At 51.1% G+C, this 24,259-nt stretch carries 25 protein-coding genes; 6 read left to right on the forward strand and 19 right to left on the reverse strand.

Annotated elements, in window-relative coordinates; genetic code table 11:
- Window positions 1-67 precede the first annotated feature (67 nt).
- Window positions 68-979 carry a recombination-associated protein RdgC gene (gene rdgC / locus GFB57_RS22135; RefSeq protein WP_003021479.1) on the forward strand — a complete coding sequence of 304 codons (912 nt, stop codon included), beginning with the start codon at window positions 68-70 and terminating at the stop codon, window positions 977-979.
- A 49-nt stretch (window positions 980-1,028) separates the two neighbouring features.
- On the opposite strand, the gene ppnP is transcribed toward rdgC, so the two are convergent.
- From ppnP to GFB57_RS22160, 5 genes are all read right to left on the reverse strand, one after another.
- Window positions 1,029-1,313: a pyrimidine/purine nucleoside phosphorylase gene (gene ppnP, locus GFB57_RS22140; RefSeq protein WP_003021477.1), complete on the reverse strand. Its 285-nt coding sequence runs from the start codon at window positions 1,311-1,313 to the stop codon at window positions 1,029-1,031.
- 71 nt (window positions 1,314-1,384) lie between these two features.
- Window positions 1,385-2,062: an AroM family protein gene (locus tag GFB57_RS22145; protein ID WP_290366912.1), complete on the reverse strand. Its 678-nt coding sequence runs from the start codon at window positions 2,060-2,062 to the stop codon at window positions 1,385-1,387.
- A 246-nt stretch (window positions 2,063-2,308) separates the two neighbouring features.
- Window positions 2,309-2,500, reverse strand: coding sequence for a protein YaiA (gene yaiA, locus GFB57_RS22150; RefSeq protein ID WP_003021472.1), 192 nt, complete (start codon window positions 2,498-2,500; stop codon window positions 2,309-2,311).
- Between the two features lie 26 nt (window positions 2,501-2,526).
- Window positions 2,527-3,072: a shikimate kinase AroL gene (gene aroL, locus GFB57_RS22155; protein WP_003021470.1), complete on the reverse strand. Its 546-nt coding sequence runs from the start codon at window positions 3,070-3,072 to the stop codon at window positions 2,527-2,529.
- Between the two features lie 186 nt (window positions 3,073-3,258).
- Window positions 3,259-3,714 carry a YaiI/YqxD family protein gene (locus GFB57_RS22160; protein WP_003021467.1) on the reverse strand — a complete coding sequence of 152 codons (456 nt, stop codon included), beginning with the start codon at window positions 3,712-3,714 and terminating at the stop codon, window positions 3,259-3,261.
- Window positions 3,715-3,903: 189 nt separating this feature from the next.
- Between GFB57_RS22160 and proC the strand changes: the two genes are divergently transcribed.
- Complete coding sequence (proC, locus tag GFB57_RS22165) at window positions 3,904-4,713, forward strand: pyrroline-5-carboxylate reductase (protein ID WP_003021462.1); 810 nt, start codon at window positions 3,904-3,906, stop codon at window positions 4,711-4,713.
- A gap of 17 nt (window positions 4,714-4,730) precedes the next feature.
- Here the strand turns inward: proC and adrA are convergent, their stop codons facing one another.
- The 5 genes from adrA to GFB57_RS22190 form a co-directional block, all read right to left on the reverse strand.
- Window positions 4,731-5,846, reverse strand: coding sequence for a diguanylate cyclase AdrA (gene adrA / locus GFB57_RS22170; RefSeq protein ID WP_085951537.1), 1,116 nt, complete (start codon window positions 5,844-5,846; stop codon window positions 4,731-4,733).
- Between the two features lie 91 nt (window positions 5,847-5,937).
- On the reverse strand, window positions 5,938-6,258 hold the full coding sequence (gene psiF / locus GFB57_RS22175) for a phosphate starvation-inducible protein PsiF (RefSeq protein WP_003021454.1): 321 nt from the start codon (window positions 6,256-6,258) through the stop codon (window positions 5,938-5,940).
- A 97-nt stretch (window positions 6,259-6,355) separates the two neighbouring features.
- Entirely contained in the window at window positions 6,356-7,771 is a 1,416-nt protein-coding gene (gene phoA / locus GFB57_RS22180; protein ID WP_003021451.1) for an alkaline phosphatase, read from the reverse strand.
- A gap of 104 nt (window positions 7,772-7,875) precedes the next feature.
- Window positions 7,876-8,118 (reverse strand): sigma-S stabilization anti-adapter protein IraP, encoded by a 243-nt coding sequence (locus tag GFB57_RS22185; RefSeq protein WP_003021448.1) that lies wholly within the window; start codon window positions 8,116-8,118, stop codon window positions 7,876-7,878.
- A 248-nt stretch (window positions 8,119-8,366) separates the two neighbouring features.
- Window positions 8,367-9,563 carry a multidrug efflux MFS transporter gene (locus GFB57_RS22190; RefSeq protein WP_003021445.1) on the reverse strand — a complete coding sequence of 399 codons (1,197 nt, stop codon included), beginning with the start codon at window positions 9,561-9,563 and terminating at the stop codon, window positions 8,367-8,369.
- A gap of 301 nt (window positions 9,564-9,864) precedes the next feature.
- Between GFB57_RS22190 and ddlA the strand changes: the two genes are divergently transcribed.
- A complete protein-coding gene (gene ddlA / locus GFB57_RS22195; RefSeq protein ID WP_003021442.1) occupies window positions 9,865-10,959 on the forward strand; it encodes a D-alanine--D-alanine ligase in 1,095 nt (364 codons plus the stop codon).
- A 23-nt stretch (window positions 10,960-10,982) separates the two neighbouring features.
- Here ddlA and GFB57_RS22200 read toward each other — a convergent pair whose 3' ends face one another.
- Window positions 10,983-11,201 (reverse strand): DUF2754 domain-containing protein, encoded by a 219-nt coding sequence (locus GFB57_RS22200; protein ID WP_003021440.1) that lies wholly within the window; start codon window positions 11,199-11,201, stop codon window positions 10,983-10,985.
- Window positions 11,202-11,464: 263 nt separating this feature from the next.
- On the opposite strand from GFB57_RS22200, the gene GFB57_RS22205 reads away from it, so the two are divergent.
- Entirely contained in the window at window positions 11,465-11,788 is a 324-nt protein-coding gene (locus tag GFB57_RS22205) for a DUF2755 family protein (protein ID WP_003021437.1), read from the forward strand.
- Here GFB57_RS22205 and GFB57_RS22210 read toward each other — a convergent pair.
- Together GFB57_RS22210 and sbmA are read right to left on the reverse strand one after the other, a co-directional pair.
- On the reverse strand, window positions 11,773-12,876 hold the full coding sequence (locus GFB57_RS22210; RefSeq protein WP_008320928.1) for a DUF1615 domain-containing protein: 1,104 nt from the start codon (window positions 12,874-12,876) through the stop codon (window positions 11,773-11,775). The genes GFB57_RS22205 and GFB57_RS22210 overlap by 16 nt on opposite strands.
- A gap of 15 nt (window positions 12,877-12,891) precedes the next feature.
- Window positions 12,892-14,112, reverse strand: a complete 1,221-nt coding sequence (gene sbmA / locus GFB57_RS22215) for a peptide antibiotic transporter SbmA (RefSeq protein ID WP_003021430.1) — start codon at window positions 14,110-14,112, stop codon at window positions 12,892-12,894.
- A gap of 384 nt (window positions 14,113-14,496) precedes the next feature.
- Between sbmA and ampH the strand changes: the two genes are divergently transcribed.
- Window positions 14,497-15,654 (forward strand): D-alanyl-D-alanine-carboxypeptidase/endopeptidase AmpH, encoded by a 1,158-nt coding sequence (ampH, locus tag GFB57_RS22220; protein ID WP_003021428.1) that lies wholly within the window; start codon window positions 14,497-14,499, stop codon window positions 15,652-15,654.
- A 1-nt stretch (window position 15,655) separates the two neighbouring features.
- Here ampH and iprA read toward each other — a convergent pair whose 3' ends face one another.
- Entirely contained in the window at window positions 15,656-16,279 is a 624-nt protein-coding gene (gene iprA, locus GFB57_RS22225) for a hydrogen peroxide resistance inhibitor IprA (protein ID WP_290366913.1), read from the reverse strand.
- A gap of 89 nt (window positions 16,280-16,368) precedes the next feature.
- Entirely contained in the window at window positions 16,369-19,293 is a 2,925-nt protein-coding gene (gene ehaB / locus GFB57_RS22230) for an autotransporter adhesin EhaB (protein ID WP_003021423.1), read from the reverse strand.
- Between the two features lie 508 nt (window positions 19,294-19,801).
- Between ehaB and hemB the strand changes: the two genes are divergently transcribed.
- Window positions 19,802-20,776, forward strand: coding sequence for a porphobilinogen synthase (gene hemB / locus GFB57_RS22235; protein ID WP_003021420.1), 975 nt, complete (start codon window positions 19,802-19,804; stop codon window positions 20,774-20,776).
- Window positions 20,777-20,835: 59 nt separating this feature from the next.
- On the opposite strand, the gene tauD is transcribed toward hemB, so the two are convergent.
- The 4 genes from tauD to tauA are packed head-to-tail and all read right to left on the reverse strand — an operon-like array spanning window position 20,836 to window position 24,252.
- Window positions 20,836-21,684: a taurine dioxygenase gene (gene tauD / locus GFB57_RS22240; protein ID WP_003021417.1), complete on the reverse strand. Its 849-nt coding sequence runs from the start codon at window positions 21,682-21,684 to the stop codon at window positions 20,836-20,838.
- The gene (gene tauC / locus GFB57_RS22245) at window positions 21,681-22,511 is read right to left on the reverse strand and encodes a taurine ABC transporter permease TauC (RefSeq protein ID WP_003021414.1); all 831 of its coding nucleotides are present in this window, start codon (window positions 22,509-22,511) and stop codon (window positions 21,681-21,683) included. Before tauC ends, tauD begins: the two co-directional genes overlap by 4 nt.
- Window positions 22,508-23,275, reverse strand: a complete 768-nt coding sequence (gene tauB, locus GFB57_RS22250; protein WP_003021412.1) for a taurine ABC transporter ATP-binding subunit — start codon at window positions 23,273-23,275, stop codon at window positions 22,508-22,510. Before tauB ends, tauC begins: the two co-directional genes overlap by 4 nt.
- A gap of 14 nt (window positions 23,276-23,289) precedes the next feature.
- Window positions 23,290-24,252 (reverse strand): taurine ABC transporter substrate-binding protein, encoded by a 963-nt coding sequence (gene tauA / locus GFB57_RS22255; protein ID WP_290366914.1) that lies wholly within the window; start codon window positions 24,250-24,252, stop codon window positions 23,290-23,292.
- Window positions 24,253-24,259: the final 7 nt, after the last annotated feature.

A 24,259-nucleotide genomic window follows, 5' to 3' on the forward strand; every position in this document is an offset into this window, starting at 1 on the left:
AATGCAAGCATAGCGACAATTCGCTATCATGCCCGCTGGATTTAACGACAAGGCCGTGGAAATTATCATGCTGTGGTTCAAAAATTTAATGGTTTACCGTCTTAGCCGCGATGTTTCTTTGCGTGCCGAAGAGATGGAAAAACAGCTGGCATCAATGACGTTCACCCCTTGCGGTAGCCAGGATATGGCAAAAATGGGCTGGGTTCCGCCGATGGGATCGCACAGCGATGCATTAACGCATACCGCCAATGGCCAAATTATTATCTGCGCCCGCAAAGAAGAAAAAATTCTGCCGTCGCCGGTTATCAAACAGGCGCTGGAAGCCAAAATATTCAAACTGGAAGCTGAGCAAGGTCGCAAACTCAAGAAGACCGAAAAAGACTCACTGAAAGATGAAGTTCTGCACTCATTGCTGCCGCGCGCCTTTAGCCGCTTCAGCCAGACAATGATGTGGATCGACACCGTCAACGATCTGATCATGGTCGACTGTGCAAGCGCGAAGAAAGCGGAAGATACGCTGGCGCTGCTGCGTAAAAGCCTCGGCTCGCTGCCGGTCGTTCCGCTGACGATGGAAAACCCTATTGAGCTGACGCTGACCGAATGGGTTCGCTCCGGCACAACAGCACAAGGATTCCAGTTACTGGATGAAGCTGAACTGAAAGCGATCCTTGAAGACGGCGGTGTGATCCGCGCGAAAAAACAGGATCTGGTCTGCGACGAAATCGCCGTGCATATTGAGGCGGGCAAACTGGTCACCAAGTTGGCCCTCGACTGGCAGCAGCGTATTCAGTTCGTTATGTGTGACGACGGCTCCATTAAGCGTCTGAAGTTCAGCGACGAGCTGCGCGATCAGAACGAAGATATCGACCGTGAAGATTATGCTCAACGTTTTGATGCCGATTTCATCCTGATGACAGGTGAACTGGCGGCGCTGATTAAAAGTCTGGTGGAAGGATTAGGCGGCGAAGCGCAACGTTAGCCCTGTTTAGCGAATGGCGACACAATATCGCCATTCGTCATTTTTACGCTTACAAATAGCGGCAAAGATAGGATGTTGGCTCTGCTACCTGCAGATGAAACTCACTGTTGCCCGGTACGTTAAACACGTCTCCTGCGGCATATACTTTCCACTCGGTTTCCCCCGGCAGCAGCACGTTCAGTGCGCCACTAACCACCGTCATCTCTTCAGGCGCCGCAGTACCAAAGGTATATTCACCTTCAGCCATCACGCCTACACTGGCGCGGCCAGTACTGCTGCTGGTAAAACCGATCGATTTTACTTTGCCGGAAAAGTATTCATTACTTTGAAGCATACAACTGGCCCTATCTCGTGATTAAGTTAGGAACCAATATAGGGGGCTGACGTTCCACCTGTCACGCAAAATTACGCCAGCAATTCCGAAGCTAGTCGGGCAATCAACACATTGGACAGCAAAACCGGGACATCCAGCGACTTTTGCAGTAAATCACGATGGCGTTGATGAAAACCCAGGCAGTCCAGCATGAGAACATCAGCGCCTTGCTCAAGGAGATATTTCCCGGCATCAATCAGCTGTTGTTCAGAACCTTCTACTGGATTCGCTACGGCATACACTGGCGGCGTTTGTAACACCTGCCACTTTTGTGTCTGGGCTTTGAGCAATTCAGCAACAGGTACTATGACCCCAACCTGATGCCCTTCGACAATCGAAGCCACTAACGGGGGAATAATGCGTATGGGTTCCAACAAGATGCTATTGCGGGCGGTCAGACGGGTGATTGAAGCGGTACTCATCAGCAGGATCACGTCAAAGCCCTGATTATCCAGCACCTCCACGATACTTTGTAGCGAGCGTTCTACCTTCAGGCGCGAGACATGTGCAAGCTGATGGTCGCTAAGCAGCGTTAATAACAGCTCATCACCGGGTGAAGCTCCGTACTCAGCCATCACATCTTCTCGCTGCATCTGCCCCAGCAGGCTGTGGTGAGTAATGTGCTGTTCATCAATATATTCCGTCAGGAGCGGTAACACCTCACACATCGTCACAACGCCAATCGTGAGGATAGCCAACGACGTACTCATTTGTTGCTCCACCGTTTTCTTACTTTGCCGTGAAATCCCGGACACGTGCCGGACGCTAACCTGTGCTACAAATGCTCAAAAGCGTAGCAGTAGATCGGCGGTGTATTGTGTAAAGATTCCAGATCATTCCAGTACTGGATTGTTATTGTTTAATTTTCAATTTTTACTGTATACAGCGAAATTTAAAAAAATGTGATGCACGCCCGGACTGGCACTTTTAAGACTCGTGCCAGGGCGGTCTTCATATCAGGTTTTATCGGGGTCTTCGTAGCGTTTTTTAGCATCCATCGCTTCCTGAGCCGAAGGATGTTCACTGATCAACGAATTCGGTTTAGGGTGATCGGCACGAAGTTGATACCAGGTTACCGTCTGGCCTGGCGTCCCTTTTTCAACCGTAACAATGGTCGCTTGACGTGGGTAAGGTGGTTGTGTCGGCATAGTTCTTCCTTTTCACTGGATGAACATTAAGTATAGACACCGCCCTGCAACCGTGGCGCTGCCTGCGCCAGTCTCCCAAGAATGTCTTCCACCACCTGCGCAGGCGCATTGGTGGCATCAACGATATAGTGCGCGGCTTCGCGATACAAAACATCTCGCTGGGCGAGCACTTCCTGCACTTCTTCAGTCAACGGCTTGCCGGTTAAGGTAGGTCGTAATCCTTCTTCAGGCGTCGCCTCCAGACGATCAACCAGTACCGATACCGGTGCGCTTAAATAGATAACCACGCCGTGGCTGCGCATGTAGTGGCGGTTAAATTCGGTAAGAATGATACCGCCGCCAGTCGCAACAACCGTTGCTGGTGCTGTGACAGCCTGCAGAGCGATCGTTTCCTGGGCACGAAACCCTTCCCATCCTTCTCTTTCGACGATTTCCGCCACGGTCATTTGCACGTGCGATTGCAACCAGCGATCGGTATCAACGAACTGGAAATCAATAGCCTTTGCCAGCGCCATACCGGTTGTCGTCTTACCACACCCCCGGGGGCCAACAAGAAAAAGAGGTTGCGTCATCACAGAATTTCCCCAGAGAGCCGCCAACAAGCGGGATCTGATGCGGTTAAAAATATAATCATATCATCAAACTAGTACGCCGCCAAAATCGTAAAGAAAAAATTACATAAAGAATGGCGAGATGAGTTAATCCCTACTATAACAAGAATTCACAACGAATAAAGTGTAAATAATAAATTACACATACTATTTTCTACGCTGAACTTCCAGCCACCATTTATCAAGTTCAGCCGCAAAATGCTGTCTGTCACGGGACGAAAGGCTGTCCGGCCCCCCGGTCTGAATACCGCTAGCGCGTAGCGTATCCATAAAATCACGCATCATCAGACGCTCGCGGATCGTGGCTTCGGTATAACGTTCGCCACGCGGGTTAAGCGCCGCCGCACCTTTTTCAATCACTTCAGCCGCCAGCGGAATATCGGCCGTTATCACTAAATCACCAGCGCTGCACTGACGCACAATCTCGTTATCAGCCACGTCAAAGCCCGCAGGCACACGTAATGTGCTGATGAAACGCGAAGGCGGGACGCGCAGGCTTTGGTTGGCCACCAAAACAAGCGGCATTTGCATGCGCTCAGAAGCGCGGTACAAAATGTCTTTAATCACATTCGGACACGCATCGGCATCCACCCATATTGTCATAACTTCTCCCCACTGTTGTGCTGCCGCACATTGTCGCGTGCTTTTACTTTCAGGCAAAGTGCTGTTTCTCCTTCTGAACATATTCATTCCGCGCTAAGCTTAGCTTTCCCAGATTTACCCCAAATAATTCAAGTTACTTGAAGTAATTAGGGTATAAAACAATGAATATCATCCATAGGGAGTAACAAGATGGACAAGAAAATTGGTTTTATCGGCTGCGGTAATATGGGCAAAGCCATTCTTGGCGGCATGATCGCCAGCGGTCAGGTTCTCCCCGGACAAATCTGGGTCTATACCCCTTCCCCCGATAAGGTCGCCGCGCTACACGACCAGTACGGCATTAATGCGGCGCAGTCTGCACAAGAAGTCGCGCAGATCGCTGATATTGTTTTTGGGGCCGTAAAGCCAGGCATTATGATTAAGGTGCTGAGCGAAATTACCTCCAGCCTGAACAAAGACTCCCTGGTCGTCTCAATTGCCGCAGGCGTCACCCTCGATCAGCTTGCCCGCGCGCTGGGTCACGACCGTAAAATCATTCGCGCAATGCCAAACACGCCGTCGCTGGTGAACGCCGGAATGACCTCCGTCACGCCAAACGCCTTAGTCACGCCGGAAGATACGGCTGACGTGCTGAATATCTTCCGCTGCTTTGGCGAAGCTGAAGTCATTGCGGAGGCAATGATTCATCCGGTCGTTGGTGTCAGCGGTTCAGCACCGGCCTATGTATTTATGTTTATCGAAGCAATGGCAGATGCCGCCGTTCAGGGGGGGATGCCCCGTGCGCAGGCTTATAAATTTGCGGCACAAGCGGTAATGGGTTCGGCGAAGATGGTGCTGGAAACGGGTAAACACCCTGGCGAATTAAAGGATATGGTGTGCTCACCAGGTGGAACCACCATTGAGGCGGTACGCGTCCTGGAAGAACGCGGTTTCCGTTCATCAGTAATTGAAGCGATGATTAAGTGCATGGAGCAGTCGGAAAAACTCAGCCGCTCCTGAGTTAACACCGCCGGACGTCATGCCGCCGCTTCAGTGCGGTTACGTCCGGAATTCTTTGCTTTATAGAGCGCCATATCTGCTGATTTTAACCATTCTCTATAGTGTTCAGTTTCAGATGTCAGCGGCGCAACGCCCACGCTAATGCGCAGGTCAACCTGCGGCGCGCAAGATAAACGCAGTTGGGTAAGCCGTTCGTGAACACGAGACATCGCTGCAATCGCGCTGCTCGCCGACGTGCCACACATGATTACCGCAAACTCATCACCGCCAAAACGCCCAATCACATCGCTACCGCGTAAGGTCATCTGTAACTGGCGGGTCAGTGCAACAATGGCCTGATCCCCTACATCATGGCCCCAGGTATCATTGATACTCTTAAAATGGTCGATATCGATGATAAGGAGCGTGGCATCACGCTGATGGCGGCGGCAATTATCAAACTCATTACGCAGCAACAGTTCCCAATGACGTCGGTTATACACACCGGTCATCCCATCTCGCGTACTCATAACCTGTAAGCGACGTTTATGTTCTGCCAGCCGGATGAGCGTCTTATAACTCACCCAGGCAAACAGCAACGGGTAAACCACTAACACTGGCAGTGACAGCAGCACGCTCAGCTGCGTACTGCTAAAAGCCACGGGGATATCCGTTAACTGTAACGTCACCAGGCAGGAAACCACCATCAACACGGCGCCTGCGATGAAGACTCGCATACCTCCTGCGCCCATCAGGTTGATACAGATAATCATCAACAGCGCCGTGGATGGCAGCAAGTTTATCCCCATAATCCCCATCCACATCCCGGCGAGGATGGCATCGGCTTTTAAGTTGGTATATTCGCTATGCAGTGGATCGACAGCTTTACTTGCCAGTTGCCATGCCAGATGTGGCCAGACAAATGCCCATCCCACCAGCAAAAGCCACCAGCCTCCGGTTATTGGCTGAGAAACTAATACCGACGCGATAGGGAAAAACATTCCCCCCAGTCCCACCGCTCGCGGCAGCCTGATTCGTCGGGCAAATCGCAGACCGGAACGTTGGTGGTCATTTTGATGAAGCAATATAAATGCTTCATTCGGGACGACCTTCTTTTGATAAAAATTTTCATCATTCATCGTATTTGGGAATATTCTGAAACAAATTTCCCAAATTATAGGAAGGGGTCTGGCGGCGGAAGTATGATATTTCGGGTGAGCGATTTTATCTGCTCACCCGGAAGTGCTAAGCAGATTTTTTCAGGCAAGCGCTCATAAACTTATTACGATCATCGCCTTTCAGAGACTGCTCCGTCGCCTTGACGTTGCATTCACGCATTTTCTGCTGCTGCGGCGTCAGACTCTTTTCCTCAGGCCCAGATTTACTGTTTTTCAGGCAATCACTCATATACGTCTTACGCGCATCCCCTTTTAAGGTTTGCGCCGTTGCCTGCTGATTGCAGGTGGTCATACGTTGTTGTTGCGGGGTTAATGTCTTCTCGGCAGCACCGACGGTAGTTAAAAAAATAAGACCAAAAAGCAACGTCATTAATAATGTAATTTTCATAGCTCCATCCTTTTCTGAACGACGACACACAGGTAAGTTTGGCTGCTAACGATAAAAATACCACCCGACGGCAAAAGTATTGCCGCCGGGCGTCGGGTTATTTCAGTCCTAACGCCGCTTTCATGGTGTAGAACAGGTCGGTTTGATCGGTCAGGCCAACCACATTCGCCGCATGAGGGCCATAGGCTGCAATACGCAGTTGGCTGCCGGTGTGCTCCTGGGACTCTTCTTCAGAGTTGCCATAGCTAATGACCATCACCGCGCCATCTTTGGTGTTCAGCGCTTGCGTTAAACCGGGTGCTTTAGTATCCGGTGCGACTATCTGGCTGGCATGCGCGTGGTCAGCGGTTACCACGACCAGGGTGTTGCCATCTTTCTTCGCAAAAGCAAGCGCACGCTGCACCGCTTCATCCAGATCGACAGTTTCACCAATTTGTCCACACGGGTTAGCGGCGTGATCTTGTTTGTCGATTGACGCGCCTTCCACTTGCAGGAAGAAGCCTTTCTCATTTTTGCTTAACAGCTCAATCGCTTTATCCGTCATCTGTGCCAGAGTCGGCACGCTGTCGTTACGTTTTGGATTTGGCGTGCAGGTCACTACCGGCTTATCCAGATTTCCGTGATAAGACGCTTTCGGGCCTTCCCAACGCACTGGCATATTACCGTCAGAGAACAGACCCAACAGCGGTTTATCCTGATTCGCTTCGGTAATCGCCGCCAGCGTCGCGGTATCACTCACCATCTGGTAACCACGGGCCTGTGCTTGTTCACGCAGCGTTTTACCCTGCCACTCACCTGCCGTAGCGGTTTCAGTAAAAGTCTTTGCCCCGCCACCTAACGTAACATCCGCACGGGCATTCAATAATTGTTCGGTAATCGACCCTTTACCGCCTTTTTCCAGCGCGTTCGTTGGGCATTTTTCAGCCGTCACGCTCGGGCCATAGCATTTACGCGAAGTGACATGGGCAACCAGCGCGGCCGGCGTGGCATCCTGCAATTCAGCCGTGGAAACGTTGCCTGTCGCCAGACCCGCCGCTTTGGCCATTTCCAGAATAGTAGCGTGATCTTTCTCATGAATATCAACGCCCAGAGCACCATTGTAAGTTTTAACACCGGTCGTCCACGCCGTCGCCGATGCTGCAGAATCTGTCACATAATCGGGCTTGCCGGTTTTCTTATCCAACGCATAATGGGTGTATTGTCCGGTCAACGGTAAAGCATCAATACCTTTAAAAAAGCCGCCCGCGCCTTCAGCATAATTTCGCGCTGCCGTTATTTCGGAATCACCCATCCCATCGCCAATCAGTAAAATAATATTTTTGGCCGGTTTGTCGTTCAGGGATTCGCGCAGAGCCGCGGTTTGGTCGGCAGACAATCGGCGAGCGCCACCCGGCGTGGAGATATCACCTTGAGCGGCACGATTATCCAAAACCGCTACAGTAGATGTTTCTGCATTAATAACCGGGGTAAACAGCAAAGGTAACAGGGCAATAGCGAGTGCGCTTTGTTTCACTTTATATTCTCCATGTATAAATACGGTAAAATTAAAACAAAGCGACTATAAGTATTTGATGTGACACTTTTATGATAATTTGTGGGTGCCCCGCCACAGATGGTTCAAAACGCTTTTGGTACGATCTCGCAAGCGTTATGTATGTTCGTCAGAAACGCGGGCATGCGGTTTACATCAGCCAGCGCCCCCTCAATTTGACGAATAAATATTTGCCGATCGTTCCACGCCATATTGCGCAGCATTTCGATGATTACCCGCTCTAACGTTTCGACCTGTACCGCCAGATCTTGCGACTCTTCTTCTTTTTGCGCGAGTTTAAGTAACAACTCAGTGACGAGGTTTTTCATTTGCCTATTCCCTTAACAAAATATGGGTCACGTTATCATTAAGGCTCACGACTGCCTAGAGGATGAAAGTTGTATTTTTATAAGTAATAAAACGATTTGCGAAAACAATCACAACACAAAATAAGGGTAAATGCGTCTTGACGCAGAATGATTCAATATAAAAAGGTAAGAAAATTAATAATCACACAAATATATAATACACAATTATAGATTAACAACGCTGACAGGCAGCGTTGTTAATCAGGAACTCAACGCCCCCCGCGCCGACGTCGCAACGCAATAGCCAATTGCCAGATATTGATAAGCACAATGCTTGCTGTAGCAATGAACACCCAACGGAACCCCGCCATTGCCGAAACCGTCGCCCCCATTAATGGCCCGGCGACGTTGCCGAGATACATAAATGACTGGTTATAACCAAAGATGCGCCCGGTTATCTGGTCGCTGGAGTATTTCACTAACAACGTCTGCACCGCCGGCAACATCGCACCGTCGGCAAAGCCAAGCAGAAAACGGAGAACTCCCAATTGCAACGGCGTGGTGACCCACGACATAGCGAAAAACAGCACCACCGCGAAGATTAACGTCGCCATTAAAATCCGCTCAGTACCAATACGGTCGCCTAATTTACCAAGTCGAGGCGCGGAAATCAGAGCAGAAATGCCCGGTACAGAGGCTATCAGCCCGCTGAGAAAGGCAATATTCGAACTATCTGGGACCATTGATTTAATAAACAGCGCCAGAATTGGCCCAATTGAACCGTTACACAGTTGAATCACCATGGTGGTAAAAAACAGGCTGATCACCAGCGCCGGATGTGAAAGCGAGGCAAATACGGCCTTCCCACTCAGACGTTCACTTTTTTTAATCGTCGGACGAACGCCCTCTTTGATCAAAAACAGTGTGACCAGAAAACTCACCACCAGCAAAGCGGCGGTAATACAGAATACCGCCCGTAAGCCAACGTGATCGGCAATAAAGCCCCCCATTAACGGTCCACCAATGACACCGCTGATTTGCGCCGTCGACAGCGTACTCAGCGCCCAGCCGCTGCGTTCACGCGGAACCTGTGACGCGACCAGCGCCATCGCATTAGGAATATAACCGGAGGTTAACCCCATCACCCCGCGCAGCAGAAAAAGCTGCCAGACGTTAGTAGCAAATGCCTGTAGCAAAATCGCAATGGCCATACCCAGTGAGGCCCGCAGCAGCATTAGCTTGCGTCCTTTGCGGTCGGCTAAACTGCCCCACATTGGAGAGACAATAGCTGAAATCAGGAAGGTGACGCTGAACGTTAATCCGGACCACATTGAGAGCGCTTCATGTGAGGTCACGCCCAGTTGGGAGATATAGAGTGGTAAAAAAGGCAAGATTTGGCTAATCGCCAGTCCGGTAAAAAAGCACCCGAACCAAACGGAAATAAGGTTAACTCTCCAGGATTCCATAAGGACTCATAACGATAAGTAGCTGAAAACTGCGAGCAGCTTAACAAATTACTTAGCTGAATAAGGGTCCACTGGTGCGATAAATCACAGTTTAGTATTTTATCTTCCCGCTCATCATATTTGTGATACAGCTCACATCAAACCCATAATATAAGCAGGGGATTATGCTTCGCGTGCGGGCCGCTTGTTTGTTGTGTTCTATTCCCCTGTCGTCAGCCAAAACAATCTGCCAGAAGCCGAGGAAACCTGCGTTTTGTCGTGGTAATGTATGTGCTTTGCATTCATGGAATGGGTTTTTAAGATGGCAAAGTTGCGGGTAGGAATCGTATTTGGTGGTAAATCAGCGGAACATGAAGTGTCATTGCAATCGGCAAAAAATATTGTCGATGCCATCGACAAGACTCGCTTTGACGTTGTGCTGTTAGGTATTGATAAACAAGGGCAATGGCACGTCAGCGATGCCAGTAATTATCTGCTCAATTCAGACGACCCGGCGCATATTGCATTGCGACCTTCTGAGACCAGCCTGGCGCAGGTACCGGGTAAACAAGCGCACCAGTTGATCGATGCACAAAACGGTCAACCGCTGCCGACGGTCGATGTTATTTTCCCGATCGTACATGGCACTCTGGGTGAAGATGGCTCTCTGCAGGGCATGCTGCGCGTGGCAAACCTACCGTTCGTAGGTTCTGATGTGCTGGGTTCTGCGGCCTGTATGGATAAAGACGTGACCAAACGTCTGCTGCGTGATGCCGGATTAAACATCGCGCCATTTATCACGCTAACTCGCGCCAATCGCAACAGCATCAGCTTTAGCGAAGTGGAATCCCGCCTGGGTCTGCCGTTGTTTGTAAAACCGGCCAACCAGGGATCGTCCGTTGGCGTCAGCAAAGTAACCAGCGAAGCCCAATACGATCAGGCCGTCGCGCTGGCATTTGAATTCGATCATAAAGTCGTGGTGGAGCAAGGGATCAAAGGCCGCGAGATCGAATGTGCTGTACTGGGCAACGATCATCCGCAGGCCAGTACTTGTGGAGAGATTGTGCTGAACAGCGATTTTTACGCTTACGACACTAAATACATTGACGATAACGGTGCCACAGTTGTCGTTCCGGCAGCAATTGCACCAGAGATTAACGATAAGATCCGCGAAATCGCCATTCAGGCCTACCAGACACTGGGCTGTGCCGGCATGGCGCGCGTGGACGTTTTCTTAACTGCTGAAAACAACGTTGTGATCAATGAGATCAACACGCTGCCAGGCTTTACCAACATCAGTATGTATCCGAAGCTGTGGCAGGCGAGCGGTTTAGGCTATACCGATTTGATCACTCGCCTGATCGAACTGGCGCTGGAACGCCATGCTGCGGATAGCGCGCTGAAAACCAGTATGTAAACCCGCCAGGATGCCTGATATAGCTATTGGGCATCCTTTACTTCATCATCTTCAACGCGGCGACGGATGATTAATCCGGCCAGCCAAAAGCTAATCACCCAGGTCACCAGCCCCACCGCATAGGTTTGCCACCCCTGCGCTTCAAAACCGAGTAAGCCCACCACGCCGTTGAGAATAAAGATAAGCCCAATAGCGAAGGCATAATAGTGCCAGTCTCGGCGGATTTTAACAGGCAGGTTCATAACGGCTCCGGTGGATATACAACATGAAAACGCATCCTCGCACATTTCCTCATACACGTCTGTGGCCTGTGCGGAATTTCTGAAATGTAAATTAATTTCACTTAAGGTTGCGTAATTGTGACGTTAAGCAAAAAACCGAAATCCAGGAATAATCTCTACCTGAAATTACCATCATTCTGATATTGACATTGCCGATCACCTGTCAGACTCACTTTCAGTTACAGGCATTACGTCAAAAAAGCAGGTTATTTCCGGAGGTCTTTATGGCTGATTTTACGCTCTCAAAATCCCTTTTTAAGGGCAAGCATCGGGATCCCTCCTCCCTGCCCGGCAACATTGCGTATGCCGTATTTGTGCTGTTTTGCTTCTGGGCAGGCGCGCAGATTTTAAATCTGTTGGCCCACGCTCCCGGCATCTATGAGCAGTTGATGCAGTTGCAAATGCAAGAGACAGGGCGCCCGCGAGTTGAAATCGGCCTGGGCGTCGGAACCCTTTTTGGGCTGGTCCCTTTTCTCGCCGGAAGCCTGATTCTTGGCGCCATCGCGGCATTCGCGCGCTGGCGCCGCCGTCATCATAACGATGACTGACCCATACATTTCGCCCGACGATCGTCCACGCGTTTAGCAAACCACGCGGTAGTCAGATTACGTGTGATCTTCGGGCTTTCCAGTTGAATGCCAGGCAGCATTTCACGGGGAAGCGTTTTCCCGGCCTTCGCTTCCGCCAGCTTATAAATCTTCTCGTACAGCGCGGTCTCTTCAAAGGCCAGGCTGTCGCCTTTTTGCAGCTGACGGCGGATCTCACTCTCGCTCATGTCCAGCTTCCCGGCCAGTTTACGTACCGCCAGCTCCGTTTTGCCCGGCTCGCTGCTGCCATAGAGAATTAAATCACCGTCCATCGCCAGCTTCACGCCGCTGGCTTTACTGACCGCATTCTGGAAAGCTGCATTGCGGCTGGCATACCACCCGGCATTGAAATCGGCGAAGCGGAAAATTGGCGCACTGTAATTCGCCGGGTAGTTAAGCAGATGATACGTACCGAACCACAGCCCACCGCGGCGGCTAAATACTTCCTGGCGCACGGTTCCCGCCATTTTCCACGGGTAGCCGCTGGCATGCTGCTCAGCAAAGGCGATGCTAACCTGCATCGGCCCACCGGTATGCACCGGATTAAGCGAACCAAATAACGTCTGCCCCATCGGTACCATGTTGATAAAATCATCAAAGATCGCGCTAAGCTGTTTTTCCGTCTTCACCGTATCCAGGCGCTCGCTGTAGCTTTTCCCCGTTGGCGAGTTAATCTTCAGCGCGGTATGCACCACAAATAGCGGGATGTGCATACGCTCGGCACGACGATCGATCTCTTTCCAGGCGATTTTACTTAAGTTCGGCACGGCTGGATCCGCCTGATAATTTGACTCCTGTTGCGCGACCGCCAGCACCGAACAGATATTTTCAACCGTCGGTGCCAGCTTCTGGCTTTCAAAAGTCTTTGCCAAATCCTGCGCCCATGCGTCCCGGTCTTTCACGCTGGCGGGCATTTTCTGGCGCACCACGCTCGCCACATCGACGGCTTTCTCCCCCTTTTTTAGCGGCTGCGCGGGTTGGCTACTACACCCCACCAGCACCAGTGCTGCCAGACCAGACAAGGGGTAAAGACGGGAAACCGTCGACATAACATCTCCTTATTATTAACTCAGCGTATGGGTAACTTCCTGAATGTCCTGACCATCAAGCTCTCGTTCAAAGCTGCGCAGACGCTTATAAATAGACATCAGTTCCACTAACGTTGTCCAGGAGTTAATCAGATACTGGAACGAGCCGCGCACCTGGCCAAACACGTTGGTGATTTGCGTCATCAGGCCGAGCGTAATCGTACCGGCAACAATCGACGGAAACAGCAGGAACAAGCCGAAAACGTTATCAACCTGCAGGTAAAGAATACGGGCGATATTGAAGTACATATAGTGAAAATAGAGACGGAAGTAATTTTGGCGTACCGCATGAAACAGTTCACGCACCGTCGGTGGCGTCGCACGGTTGCCATCATCTTCGCCATAGACCAGTTCTTTACGATAGGCCGCTTCCACGCGCTGGTTTTTAAACTCCAGCCCAGGAAGTTTTATCCCGACCACGGCCAGCAAACCGGTTCCCATCAGCGACCAGACAATCGCGGCAATCACCAGGCCATAAGGCACATGTCCAACAATCGGCAGGTCAGGAACATGGGCAGAGAGCGTAACCAGTACAGGCAGGAAGGCAATCAGCGTCATAATCGCGTTGATAAAACTGACGCCCATATCTTCCAGCGTAGAAGCAAAACGCATGGTGTCTTCCTGCACACGCTGCGCTGCGCCTTCGATGTGACGCAAATGCTGCCAGTGCGCCATATAGTGTTCGTTCATCGCGGTACGCCAGCGGAACACGTAGTGGCTGACGAAGAAGTTGTTCATCACGCCAATGACCACGGCTATCAGAGCAATGCCGAGAAAAATGCCAACTTCATGATAGAACTGCTCAATCTTCACCTTGTGTGGTGCGCTGAGCGCAGTTTGAATTAGGTCATAAAATGGCGCGTACCAGGCGTTGACAGCGACGCCGACTTCAACCAGAAACCAGGTCACAAAAATAATCAGCGATGTGCCCAGAATAGACCAGTACTGCCAGCGGTGTGGGCTGTAGAGAAACCAGAACAGCGCGAACACCCCGACACAAAGAATGTAGTACGCATAAAAAATCAGATAATCCAACGACCAGAAACGCGCTGCGCTAATAGGTACGTCTCCCGACGCGCCGGTAATATGTGCAACCCAGGCTCCCCCACCTGCTTGCCAGAATACAACGGCGACTAGTGCCCAAATAAATGCCGAAATAAAGAACGGCCCCGGCTTTGGGAAAAAAGACTTAAACATAGTGCTCTCCTGCTAACTTCTTATCGTTATGACGACTGCTGTGCATTTGCCACCGTGGAGTGCGGAGGCCAGACGGCTTACGCCCAAAAACACAAGCTGAAACCGACAATTGTGACCAAAACCGAGGCACTTAGTTCGCACCTCGGTTATGAAGAATTGTTTCTGTGGTTTTCACACTCGACAACGTTCCAGTATGTGCAGATTATCACAGCGTGAGATCACAAAAGCGAACATCCGCAATCCAGGAAACTCCTACGTTTACTCATCGTTACGTTTTTCCCACTATCATTGGTTGATAAGCGCTTTGCAATACGCCGATGAGTAGTATAAATACGCATACGCACGACATCCTTTTTCACTTTATCTAACTCATGGACACCACCGTTGAAACGTAGTCTGCTTTTTTCTGCCGCGCTGTGTGCGGCGTCATTGACATCAGTCCAGGCGGCACAGCCTATAACCGATCCGGTTTTCGCCTCCGATATCGTCGATCGTTATGCCGACCATATATTTTACGGCAGTGGTGCTACGGGGATGGCGCTCGTGGTGATTGATGGTAATCAGCGCGTATTTCGCAGCTTTGGCGAAACGCGTCCCGGTAACAACGTCCATCCACAGCTTGATTCCGTGATTCGAATTGCCTCAATCACTAAATTAATGACCAGCGAAATGCTGGTGAAATTGCTCGATCAGGGCACGGTCAAACTCAACGATCCATTGAGTAAATATGCACCTCCAGGTGCACGCGTGCCGACTTATCAGGGCACGCCGATTACGCTGGTGAATCTGGCGACGCATACCAGCGCGCTGCCGCGCGAGCAGCCTGGCGGCGCGGCAAAGCGCCCGGTGTTTGTCTGGCCAACCCGCGAGCAGCGCTGGAGCTATCTCTCTACTGCCACGTTGAAAGCCGCACCGGGTTCACAGGCATCTTATTCCAACCTGGCGTTTGACCTGCTGGCCGATGCGCTGGGAGCGGCCTCTGGTAAGCCTTATCCGCAGCTGTTTGAAGAAAAAATCACCCGTCCGCTGGGGATGAAAGACACCACCTTTACCCCGTCCCCCGATCAATGCCGACGCCTGATGGTCGCGGAAAAAGGCGCCAGCCCCTGTAACAATACGCTGGCGGCAATGGGCAGCGGCGGTGTCTATTCTACGCCCGGCGATATGATGCGCTGGATGCAGCAGTATCTCTCTTCTGACTTTTATCATCGTAGCCAGCAGGCCGACCGGATGCAGACGCTGATTTATCAGCGTACGCAGTTAACTAAAGTGGTGGGAATGGATGTTCCAGGCAGAGCCGATGCGCTTGGTTTGGGCTGGGTCTACATGGCGCCGAAGAATGGCCGACCGGGAATTATTCAAAAAACCGGCGGCGGTGGTGGTTTCATCACCTATATGGCGATGATCCCACAACAAAACGTCGGGGCGTTTATCGTGGTGACCCGTTCTCCGCTAACCCGTTTTACCAATATGAGTGACGGTATCAACGATCTGGTTGCAGAGTTGAGCGGGAACAAACCGCAGGTTATTCCCGCATCCTGAGTTAATACTCAAAAGGCAAACGGTTAATGCTCACCAGTTTGCCTTTATTCATTTCAATGTAACCACCTTTACGCAAAGCCGCGAGAACCTCAGCGACAACCGAGCGGGAAATTCGCGTGCGTTGGTGAATATAGTTCATGACGCCGATACGCGAACGCAGTACGTCGTCCCATTTCATCATGGATATCAGCGTCGCGCGAATCTGATCGTAGGAGTTATTGCCGATCAACTGCAGATCTCGCAATTCAAGCATGGAATTTTGCCATGCCAACCAACAAAAAGCTTCACTCCAAAGCTGGCACTCTTCAATTATATTAATTGTTTGTGAGGCAGGTAGATGGTATCCCGTACAATCGCTTTCCGTGATTAATCTGTATTGTATATCTGTTTTCATCACGCCATCTGAAAGCCCCATAATAAATGGCGCCTGTGCAATACCGACCAGCACATTCTCCCCTCGCCTCAGGGAAATTACACCATTTAAAATGATAAAGGTATCGTCACTGTTCATATCACTGGAATAAATTATTTTTTTATCGTTATCACACTCAAAGTGTTTGCCATATTTCGACAAACATTTATCAAGCTTACCAAATTCCACAAGCGGTTTATTTGCAGACAACATCTGGGCATTCCTTGCAATAAATGCCCGTCAAATCCGTGACGGGCATTTTTCTGAGTTAGATTATCTTTTCTTTAACAACGAGAGATGTCTTACCAGGTATATTTAACGCCAACATTTGCAGACCAGTCTTGATCTACATCACCACCACCGAGGTAGTTAGCATCGGTGTAGGCGCTGAAGTTTTTGGTAAAGCTGAACTGAGTACCCAATCCAACACGTACCGCAGAACCTTCTACACCGTTGTCGATAGAATCGCCGTTTACGTCAGAATCGTTGTTAGAGTCGTCGTAAACGTAGGCCAGTTTGAAGTACGGGGTCAGCGCCTGATCTTCGCTGTAGGCGAAGGTATAACCTGCATCTACACCGAGTTCATAGCGCATGCTGTCATAAGACTGACCGTCAACTTTCATGTCGTTGCTCAGCTTATAATCATCACCAGACTGGAACAGACCGGATACGCTGCCGTATGGCGTTACGTAGCCTGCGTCACCCAGCTTCAGGTCATAACCCAGTTTCAAGCCAAAGCCCCAGGCATCAGAAGAGGTGCTGCCATCAACATACTGACCATTGCTCATGTTAGCAGACAGATCGTTGTTAAAGTGGGAGTAGCTTAAGTTACCGTCAACAAAGATGTTGTTGTCAAAGCGAGCAGAAGAGTAGATGTAGGCAGTCTGGCTATCCTGATCCACCTGACCGGTACGGTCGCTCATATCACCTTTCGCGAAGCCTGCTGCAGCACCGACAATCCACTTAGCGTTGTTACCATCAATTTTGGAATCAACACCAACCATGATGCCGTTAACATCCTGATCGTAGTTAATGGTGCCGTTATCTGCATCGAAGCTACCACCGAAGTAGCTTACCCATGCACCACCGTTATCAACCAGACCATGACGTGCGTTAGTCAGACGAGTACCAACGGTATCTTGTTCCAGGTTCCAGATATTGGTGTTAGCAGACGGGATGCTCAGCGCCATGTTCGCGTAGTCTGTCAGTTCCATCTGCTGCAGAACAACGGTGTTACCCTGCTGCTGTGCCTGATAGGTGTAAGCACCGAGGTCAGCTTTGTTGGCTGCAGAGAAGGTCGCGTTGCTGTTCGTGTCGTTAACGTAGATCAGCTCGTTACCTTTGTAATCAGCAACAGAGCCTGCGCCGGTCGCGTTGTCGATACGCACTTTATAGTTACCGGTTGCTGCCGCGACATGGTCACCGTAGTTATCAACTTCAGACTGATCGCCTGAGGTGTCGGAATCGCCGTTACCGTTGATAGTCAGATGACCATCAGAGTTCATCGCGATCACGCCATAACCGTAGTTAGCCTGGGTAGTATCGTTGGTACGATCGTTGGTCAGGTCAGCATTCAGTACATAGTTAGTGCTGTTGATGTCGAAAACACCCGCATTAACATGGTTGTAAGCGTCGGTGTAGCTGGTCAGATTCAGCGTATCAACCTGCAGTGCATCACCTGTGCTGTTGCCCACATCCAGAACACCGTTGTTGGTAACATTGATGGTGTTGGCATACAGCGCAGCACTACCTACACCCCAGCCAGCAGCAACATCATCAGCAATTGTGACGGTACTGTTATCAATAGACAGGGTATCGGTCGCAACATGACCATCTTCGTTGATGTTCAGTGCAGAACCACCGGTCAGGCCAATTGTGTCGGAGATCAGGGTAGAATCACCCACGTTAACGACGGAACCGCTGTTGATGCTCAGGGTGTCGATCAGAGACGTTTTGGTGGTATCCCACTGTGAAGCGCCGTTCAGCGTGACGTTGAACAGACCGCTCTGGTAAACAGAGTTGCCAACCACATGACCATTTTCGTCATAAGAGGTTGTGTCGCTATCGATACCATAGGTTGAAGAGGGCCACAGGCTGTTGGCAGCGATGTCGATCAGCGTTGCAGTGACTTCAGTACCTGCAGCATAGTTATCGTAAACGCCGTCACCATCAACATCAACCTGATGTACGGACATGGCCGCGCCAACCCACTTACTGCCGTTGTTCAGAGTCAGATCCAGACGGTCAGTACCATCCCATCCGTTGGTATCCAGATCGGCATCGGTATCACGGTAAGTATCTGCGCCGTTCGGGAAGAAGTTCTCGTCAAAGTTGCTGGAGAACAGCACATCGCCCATCAGCGTAGCGTTATCAAACGTGGCAGTGGTCTGCATCGCGTTATCAGCATTCGGATGAGCAATAACCGCTAATGCGATATCATTAGCGTTCCAGCCGTTACCGTTGTAGTCGCTCGCATTGCTGGTGTTGCCAAACCAACCGGAGGTACCTTCATCAGACCATGAGCCAGAGGTCAAGGTAGAATCGGTAACAACAATGGTGTTGTTAAACACTTCGCCGCTATTTACGCCGGTACTAACGGTATTATCGTCAATATCTTCCCACTCATAACCCTGAGTCAGCGTAATACCCGCAACGTGAGAGTTGTTGGAGATAGACAGATCAACTTCTTGATCCAGCGTGATAGCCGTCCCCAGGTTATAAACGTCGACAACGTGCGTGTCAGCCACGTCATTATACGTACCGTTGTAGGTATAATGTTCGTAGTTGTCATCAATCGTTGAGTTGATAACGTTCATCGCCAGGCGATCGTAGTAGTAGTCGGTACCTGTACGGTTAGAACAATCCGTGGTCATACATTCGGATGTCACCATACCATGAATGGTACTGTTTTTAATCGTCAGGCTGTTGTTATTGGTGTTAGTAGACAGCCCATCATCCAGATAATAAGTAGAAATAACGCCGTTGACAGTAGCGTTATTGATTACCGGATAAATATCACCGTTATAAATACTATCGGTGTCGTAATTGTTCCACCCGACATATCCATCGTAATAGACGCCATCAGCATAAGATGCATCATTATAATGGGTAAACGTTGTGTAGGCGGTCCCAGAGATATCAGTAGAAGCATTCGCCTGAGAAGTGATTGCCAAAGTGCAGGCTAATGCTAATTGTGATACTACAAGTTTCTTTTTCCAAATGTGCATTTGTCATCCCTCCTCAGGGACGTAATATAGTTGATCCATCAATTATCAATGCAAAGAAAACATTTTATGTTTCGCAGGGACGATTATGCGGTTTCATTAAGGAAAGGTTCAATTATTCTTTGCCCATTGTCCGAAACCGGACAACATAATAAATTCAAGTCACGTCATCTAATAAATATAAAAACCAATAGTTTCAATCAATTAAAAGAGAGCCAACATTCAAAGCATATAATTCACTAATGAATCAGAACGCAAACAAATAAATAGACAATAAATAAACACAATCTATACACCACGCTATAAAAGCAAACGCATAGATATTTAAAATAATAAAAAAACAATAAACAAAATAATGAATATGAATAAATTGCTATGCTTGTGAATAAATTGCGCTAATGATTCATCCCTTCGTTACAGTAAATCCAGATATAACGCCAACTTTCGTAAACCACACGCCCTCAGGTTCGGGTATACTACGGCCTTCGATTCCACAAACATCAGGCATACCATGACAGACCTAATCCAACGCCCTCGCCGCCTGCGCAAATCTCCCGCGCTGCGCGCTATGTTTGAAGAGACAACACTCAGCTTAAATGACCTGGTGTTGCCGATCTTTGTTGAAGAAGAACTCGACGATTACAAAGCTATCGACGCCATGCCAGGCGTGATGCGTATTCCAGAGAAGCACCTGGCGCGCGAAATTGAACGCATTGCTAATGCTGGCATCCGCTCGGTGATGACTTTCGGCATTTCCCACCATACGGATGACACCGGTAGCGATGCCTGGAAAGAAGACGGCCTGGTGGCGCGCATGTCGCGTATCTGCAAACAGACCGTGCCGGAAATGATCGTCATGTCCGACACCTGCTTCTGCGAATACACCTCACACGGCCACTGCGGCGTGTTATGCGATCACGGCGTGGATAACGATTTAACCCTTACCAACCTCGGCAAGCAAGCGGTGGTTGCCGCCGCAGCGGGTGCGGACTTCATCGCGCCTTCCGCCGCAATGGATGGTCAGGTACAGGCGATTCGCCAGGCGCTGGACGCCGCGGGCTTCACCGATACCGCTATCATGTCCTACTCCACTAAGTTTGCCTCATCTTTTTACGGCCCATTCCGTGAAGCCGCGGGCACCGCGCTGAAAGGCGATCGTAAAACCTATCAGATGAACCCGATGAACCGTCGGGAAGCGATTCGCGAATCGCTGCTGGATGAAGCCCAGGGCGCAGACTGCCTGATGGTCAAACCGGCTGGCGCGTACCTCGATATTCTGCGCGATATCCGCGAACGCACCGAGCTGCCGATTGGCGCTTATCAGGTCAGCGGTGAATACGCGATGATCAAATTCGCGGCGCTGGCGGGGGCTATAGATGAAGAGAAAGTGGTGCTGGAAAGCTTAGGGTCGATCAAACGCGCTGGCGCGGATCTGATCTTCAGCTACTTCGCACTGGATCTGGCTGAGAAAAAAATTCTGCGTTAATAACGCCTAACCGGGCCTACAGGTCGTAGGCCCGGCAAGTGAAGCGTCTCCGGTAATCATCACGCCCGATAAAATGGCTTATCTCCCAGAATCGTTGCCCGATGCATAATGCGCCGCTGCGGCAGATAATCCGCATTCGCATAATGCTGCGTCACGCGATTATCCCAAATCGCCACATCGTTGGGCTGCCAGCGCCAGCGCACCTGAAACTCCGGTTTGGTGATATGCGCGAACAAAAAGCTCAGTAACGCCTCGCTCTCTTTTTCCGTGACATCGACAATTCGTGTGGTAAATCCTTCATTCACGAACAGCGCCTGCTTCCCGCTCACCGGATGCGTGCGTACCACTGGATGCAGCAACGGTGGATGTTTAGCGACGGCCTCCAGCCAGCGCAGGTGCTCCTCTGGGGTCTTGCGATATTTATATTCCTGAAATGATTTACGGAAATCATGCTCTGCCCGCAGGCCACTCAGCAACTGACGGAACGGCTCAGACAATGCTTCATAAGCGGCAATCCCACTAGTCCACAAGGTGTCGCCCCCGGTTGATGGCAGCTCTTTCGCCGCTAAAATCGCCCCGGCAGGCGGCGTGTCGATAAAGGTGACATCGGTGTGCCAGTTGTCGTTATCCGGCGGATTATCGTTATGGGTATCCAGCACGATAATTTCTTCTACTCCTTCGGCATGCGGATAGACCGGGTGAATATGCAGATCGCCAAAACGCAGCGCCAGCGCCCGCTGTTGTTGCGGCGTAATCACCTGCTCGCGCAGAAACACCACCTGGTGGCGCAATACCGCGTGATAAAGCTGTTCAAACTGATTATCGCTCAGCGGACGCGCCAAATCCGCGCCGGAAATTTGTGCGCCAATATACGGCCCCAGCGGGGTTATGCTCAGACGTTCACTCATTGTACTTCTCCATGCCAGGGCGTCAGGCGGCGCTGAAGCGCGCGCAGACCCAGTTCTAAAATAAACGCGATAACGGCAATCACCGCGATCCCCGCCAGCACTACATCCGTTGCCAGAAACTCACCGGCAGATTGGACCATAAATCCTAAGCCTCGCGTGGCGGCAATCAGCTCTGCCGCCACCAGCGTCGACCAGCCCACCCCAAGTCCGATACGTAATCCGGTGAGGATCTCAGGTAATGCCCCCGGCAAAATAACAAACCACAGCACCTGCGCACGGCTGGCTCCCAGCGATTGCGCGGCGCGCACTCTCACCTGCTGCGCACTTTTCACTCCCGCCAGCGCCGACATCGCTACAGGGGCGAAAATCGCCAGATAGATAAGCAAGATCTTGGAGGTTTCGCCAATGCCAAACCAAATGACCATCAGCGGCAGATAGGCCAGGGGCGGAACCGGACGATACAGCTCAATGATCGGATCGAGAATGCCGCGCATCGTCGGACTCAGCCCCATAGCGATTCCAACCGGAACGCCCAGCAGCACCGCCGCCAGCAGCGCGATAACAATACGTGTCAGACTCGCCGCCAGATGCTGCCACAGGGTGGCATCCATAAATCCCTGCGGACCGGCAATAACGATCAGCTTTTGTAAAACCTGTCCCGGTGGCGGTAAAAACAGCGGGCTGACTAACTGCAGCGCCGCCACCGTCCACCACAACGCCAAAATGACGGCCAACGTACCAAGGCTTAAGGTAATCTGCCGCGAGAACGGCCAGCGCCAGTTGAGCGCGCGCTGGCGACGGGGTTTATCATTAATCACCACGCTCATGAAAATGCCTCCCGTTGCTCAAAGACTCGACCTAACACGTACTCGCGCATGGCGATAAACTGCGGATCGGACTTAATGCTGCGACTCGACTCTCCAGCCACAAAGCGACGGGCGAAATTCAGCGGCAGACGCTCCAGTACCCGGCCTGGGCCTGGCGACAGCAATACCAGCTCTGTCGCCATAAACACTGCTTCTTCAATATCGTGCGTAATCAACAGCACCTGTTTGCCAGTCTCATGCCACAGCTTCAGCAGCAGGGTTTGCATCTGCTCACGAGTAAAGGCGTCGAGCGCGCCAAAAGGTTCATCCAGCAACAACAACTGAGGATTGGCCGCCAGCGCCCGCGCAATGCCGACGCGCTGCCGCTGTCCGCCGGAAAGCTGCCAGATAAAGCGTTTGCCCGCGTCCTCCAGCCCGACTTTCTGCAACATCTCCAGGGCAATACGCTGACGCTGTAGTTTATCCACCCCCGCCAGCTGCAGACCAAAAGCCACGTTGTCCTGCACATTACGCCAGGGCAGCAGACCTTCATTCTGGAATACGACCCCGCGATCTGCCCCCGGACCGTCAACCCTGTTACCCGCCAGCGTGATGCTGCCATGCTGATACGGCACAAATCCGGCAATCAGATTTAACAATGTGGTTTTCCCGCAACCGGAAGGTCCGAGTACCACCAGCAGCTCACCGCTATCGAGCGTCAGGTTGATATCCTCCAGCGCCGGTTTTCCACCGTAGCTGGCGGCAAGATGAGAGATTTGCAGCATCAGCGCCTCCTTATTTATTGCACGAAGCGATCGGTCACGTACTGACTGTAATCCGTCGCGACAGCGGGGACTTTGCCCTGCTCTTTGAGGAACTGCGCGGTGTCGATAATGGCTTTGTTCACCGGTCCGGTCAGTTCGGCAGTCTGCTGTTGCAGCGTCAGGTAAGTGTTACCTTTCACCAGTCCCGGCACATCCGCTTCCGGCACGCCGCTTAAACGCGACAATTTGCTGATATTCTCCGGCTGCTTCAGCCACTCATCGGGATTAGCGATATAAGGTTGCTGCGCATCGATAGCGCTTTTGGCAAAGGCTTTCACCACCTCAGGATGCTTCTCGGCAAAATCTTTGCGTACCACCCACACGTCCAGCGTCGGTGCGCCCCACTCACCAACCTGCGATGAGTCGGTTAACACCTTGCCGTCTTTTTCCAGCGCATTGACCGCAGGAGCCCAGACGTACGCGCCGTCAATATCCCCGCGCTGCCATGCGGCAATAATCGCAGGTGGTTGCAGGTTCACAATCTCCACCTGACCGGGTTTAATCCCCCAGTGTTTCAACGCCGCCAGCAGGCTGTAATGGGTGGTGGAGATAAACGGCACCGCAATGCGTTTGCCAATCAAATCTTCCGGTTTACTGATGTTTTTCTTCACCACTAGTGCCTCGGAGTTACCAAGCTTTGACGCCAGCAGAAAAACTTCAATGGGTACTTGCTGACTGGCGGCGACCGCCAGCGGGCTGGAGCCAAGATTACCGATCTGCACGTCGCCGGAGGCTAGCGCCCGGACGATGCTCGCGCCGCTGTCGAATTTGCGCCAGTCAACGGTAGCGCCGCTCTCTTTGGCAAAAGTATTATCCGCCTGCGCCACTTTGGCGGGTTCGGCGGAGGTCTGATAAGCGACGGTTACGTTCACCGCCTGCGCCTGAAATGCGATGAATGCCAGTGCACCGAGAAGTGCGTTACGCGATGAAATAGCCATGATTGTC

The sequence above is a fragment of the Citrobacter sp. S39 genome, from assembly GCF_009495675.1.
Lineage (GTDB): Bacteria > Pseudomonadota > Gammaproteobacteria > Enterobacterales > Enterobacteriaceae > Citrobacter > Citrobacter freundii.

Bases quoted from the DNA above. Each gene is read 5' to 3' on its own strand.
- tauC (WP_003021414.1), bottom strand. From the start codon at position 22,511: ATGAGCGTGGTGATTAATGATAAACCCCGTCGCCAGCGCGCGCTCAAC.
- ppnP (WP_003021477.1), bottom strand. From the start codon at position 1,313: ATGCTTCAAAGTAATGAATACTTTTCCGGCAAAGTAAAATCGATCGGT.
- GFB57_RS22190 (WP_003021445.1), bottom strand. From the start codon at position 9,563: ATGGAATCCTGGAGAGTTAACCTTATTTCCGTTTGGTTCGGGTGCTTT.
- GFB57_RS22210 (WP_008320928.1), bottom strand. From the start codon at position 12,876: ATGTCGACGGTTTCCCGTCTTTACCCCTTGTCTGGTCTGGCAGCACTG.
- ddlA (WP_003021442.1), top strand. From the start codon at position 9,865: ATGGCAAAGTTGCGGGTAGGAATCGTATTTGGTGGTAAATCAGCGGAA.
- iprA (WP_290366913.1), bottom strand. From the start codon at position 16,279: ATGTTGTCTGCAAATAAACCGCTTGTGGAATTTGGTAAGCTTGATAAA.
- proC (WP_003021462.1), top strand. From the start codon at position 3,904: ATGGACAAGAAAATTGGTTTTATCGGCTGCGGTAATATGGGCAAAGCC.
- tauD (WP_003021417.1), bottom strand. From the start codon at position 21,684: ATGAGTGAACGTCTGAGCATAACCCCGCTGGGGCCGTATATTGGCGCA.
- GFB57_RS22185 (WP_003021448.1), bottom strand. From the start codon at position 8,118: ATGAAAAACCTCGTCACTGAGTTGTTACTTAAACTCGCGCAAAAAGAA.
- aroL (WP_003021470.1), bottom strand. From the start codon at position 3,072: ATGACGCAACCTCTTTTTCTTGTTGGCCCCCGGGGGTGTGGTAAGACG.
- GFB57_RS22160 (WP_003021467.1), bottom strand. From the start codon at position 3,714: ATGACAATATGGGTGGATGCCGATGCGTGTCCGAATGTGATTAAAGAC.
- sbmA (WP_003021430.1), bottom strand. From the start codon at position 14,112: ATGTTTAAGTCTTTTTTCCCAAAGCCGGGGCCGTTCTTTATTTCGGCA.
- tauB (WP_003021412.1), bottom strand. From the start codon at position 23,275: ATGCTGCAAATCTCTCATCTTGCCGCCAGCTACGGTGGAAAACCGGCG.
- psiF (WP_003021454.1), bottom strand. From the start codon at position 6,258: ATGAAAATTACATTATTAATGACGTTGCTTTTTGGTCTTATTTTTTTA.
- GFB57_RS22200 (WP_003021440.1), bottom strand. From the start codon at position 11,201: ATGAACCTGCCTGTTAAAATCCGCCGAGACTGGCACTATTATGCCTTC.
- yaiA (WP_003021472.1), bottom strand. From the start codon at position 2,500: ATGCCGACACAACCACCTTACCCACGTCAAGCGACCATTGTTACGGTT.
- rdgC (WP_003021479.1), top strand. From the start codon at position 68: ATGCTGTGGTTCAAAAATTTAATGGTTTACCGTCTTAGCCGCGATGTT.
- hemB (WP_003021420.1), top strand. From the start codon at position 19,802: ATGACAGACCTAATCCAACGCCCTCGCCGCCTGCGCAAATCTCCCGCG.
- GFB57_RS22205 (WP_003021437.1), top strand. From the start codon at position 11,465: ATGGCTGATTTTACGCTCTCAAAATCCCTTTTTAAGGGCAAGCATCGG.
- ehaB (WP_003021423.1), bottom strand. From the start codon at position 19,293: ATGCACATTTGGAAAAAGAAACTTGTAGTATCACAATTAGCATTAGCC.
- GFB57_RS22145 (WP_290366912.1), bottom strand. From the start codon at position 2,062: ATGAGTACGTCGTTGGCTATCCTCACGATTGGCGTTGTGACGATGTGT.
- tauA (WP_290366914.1), bottom strand. From the start codon at position 24,252: ATGGCTATTTCATCGCGTAACGCACTTCTCGGTGCACTGGCATTCATC.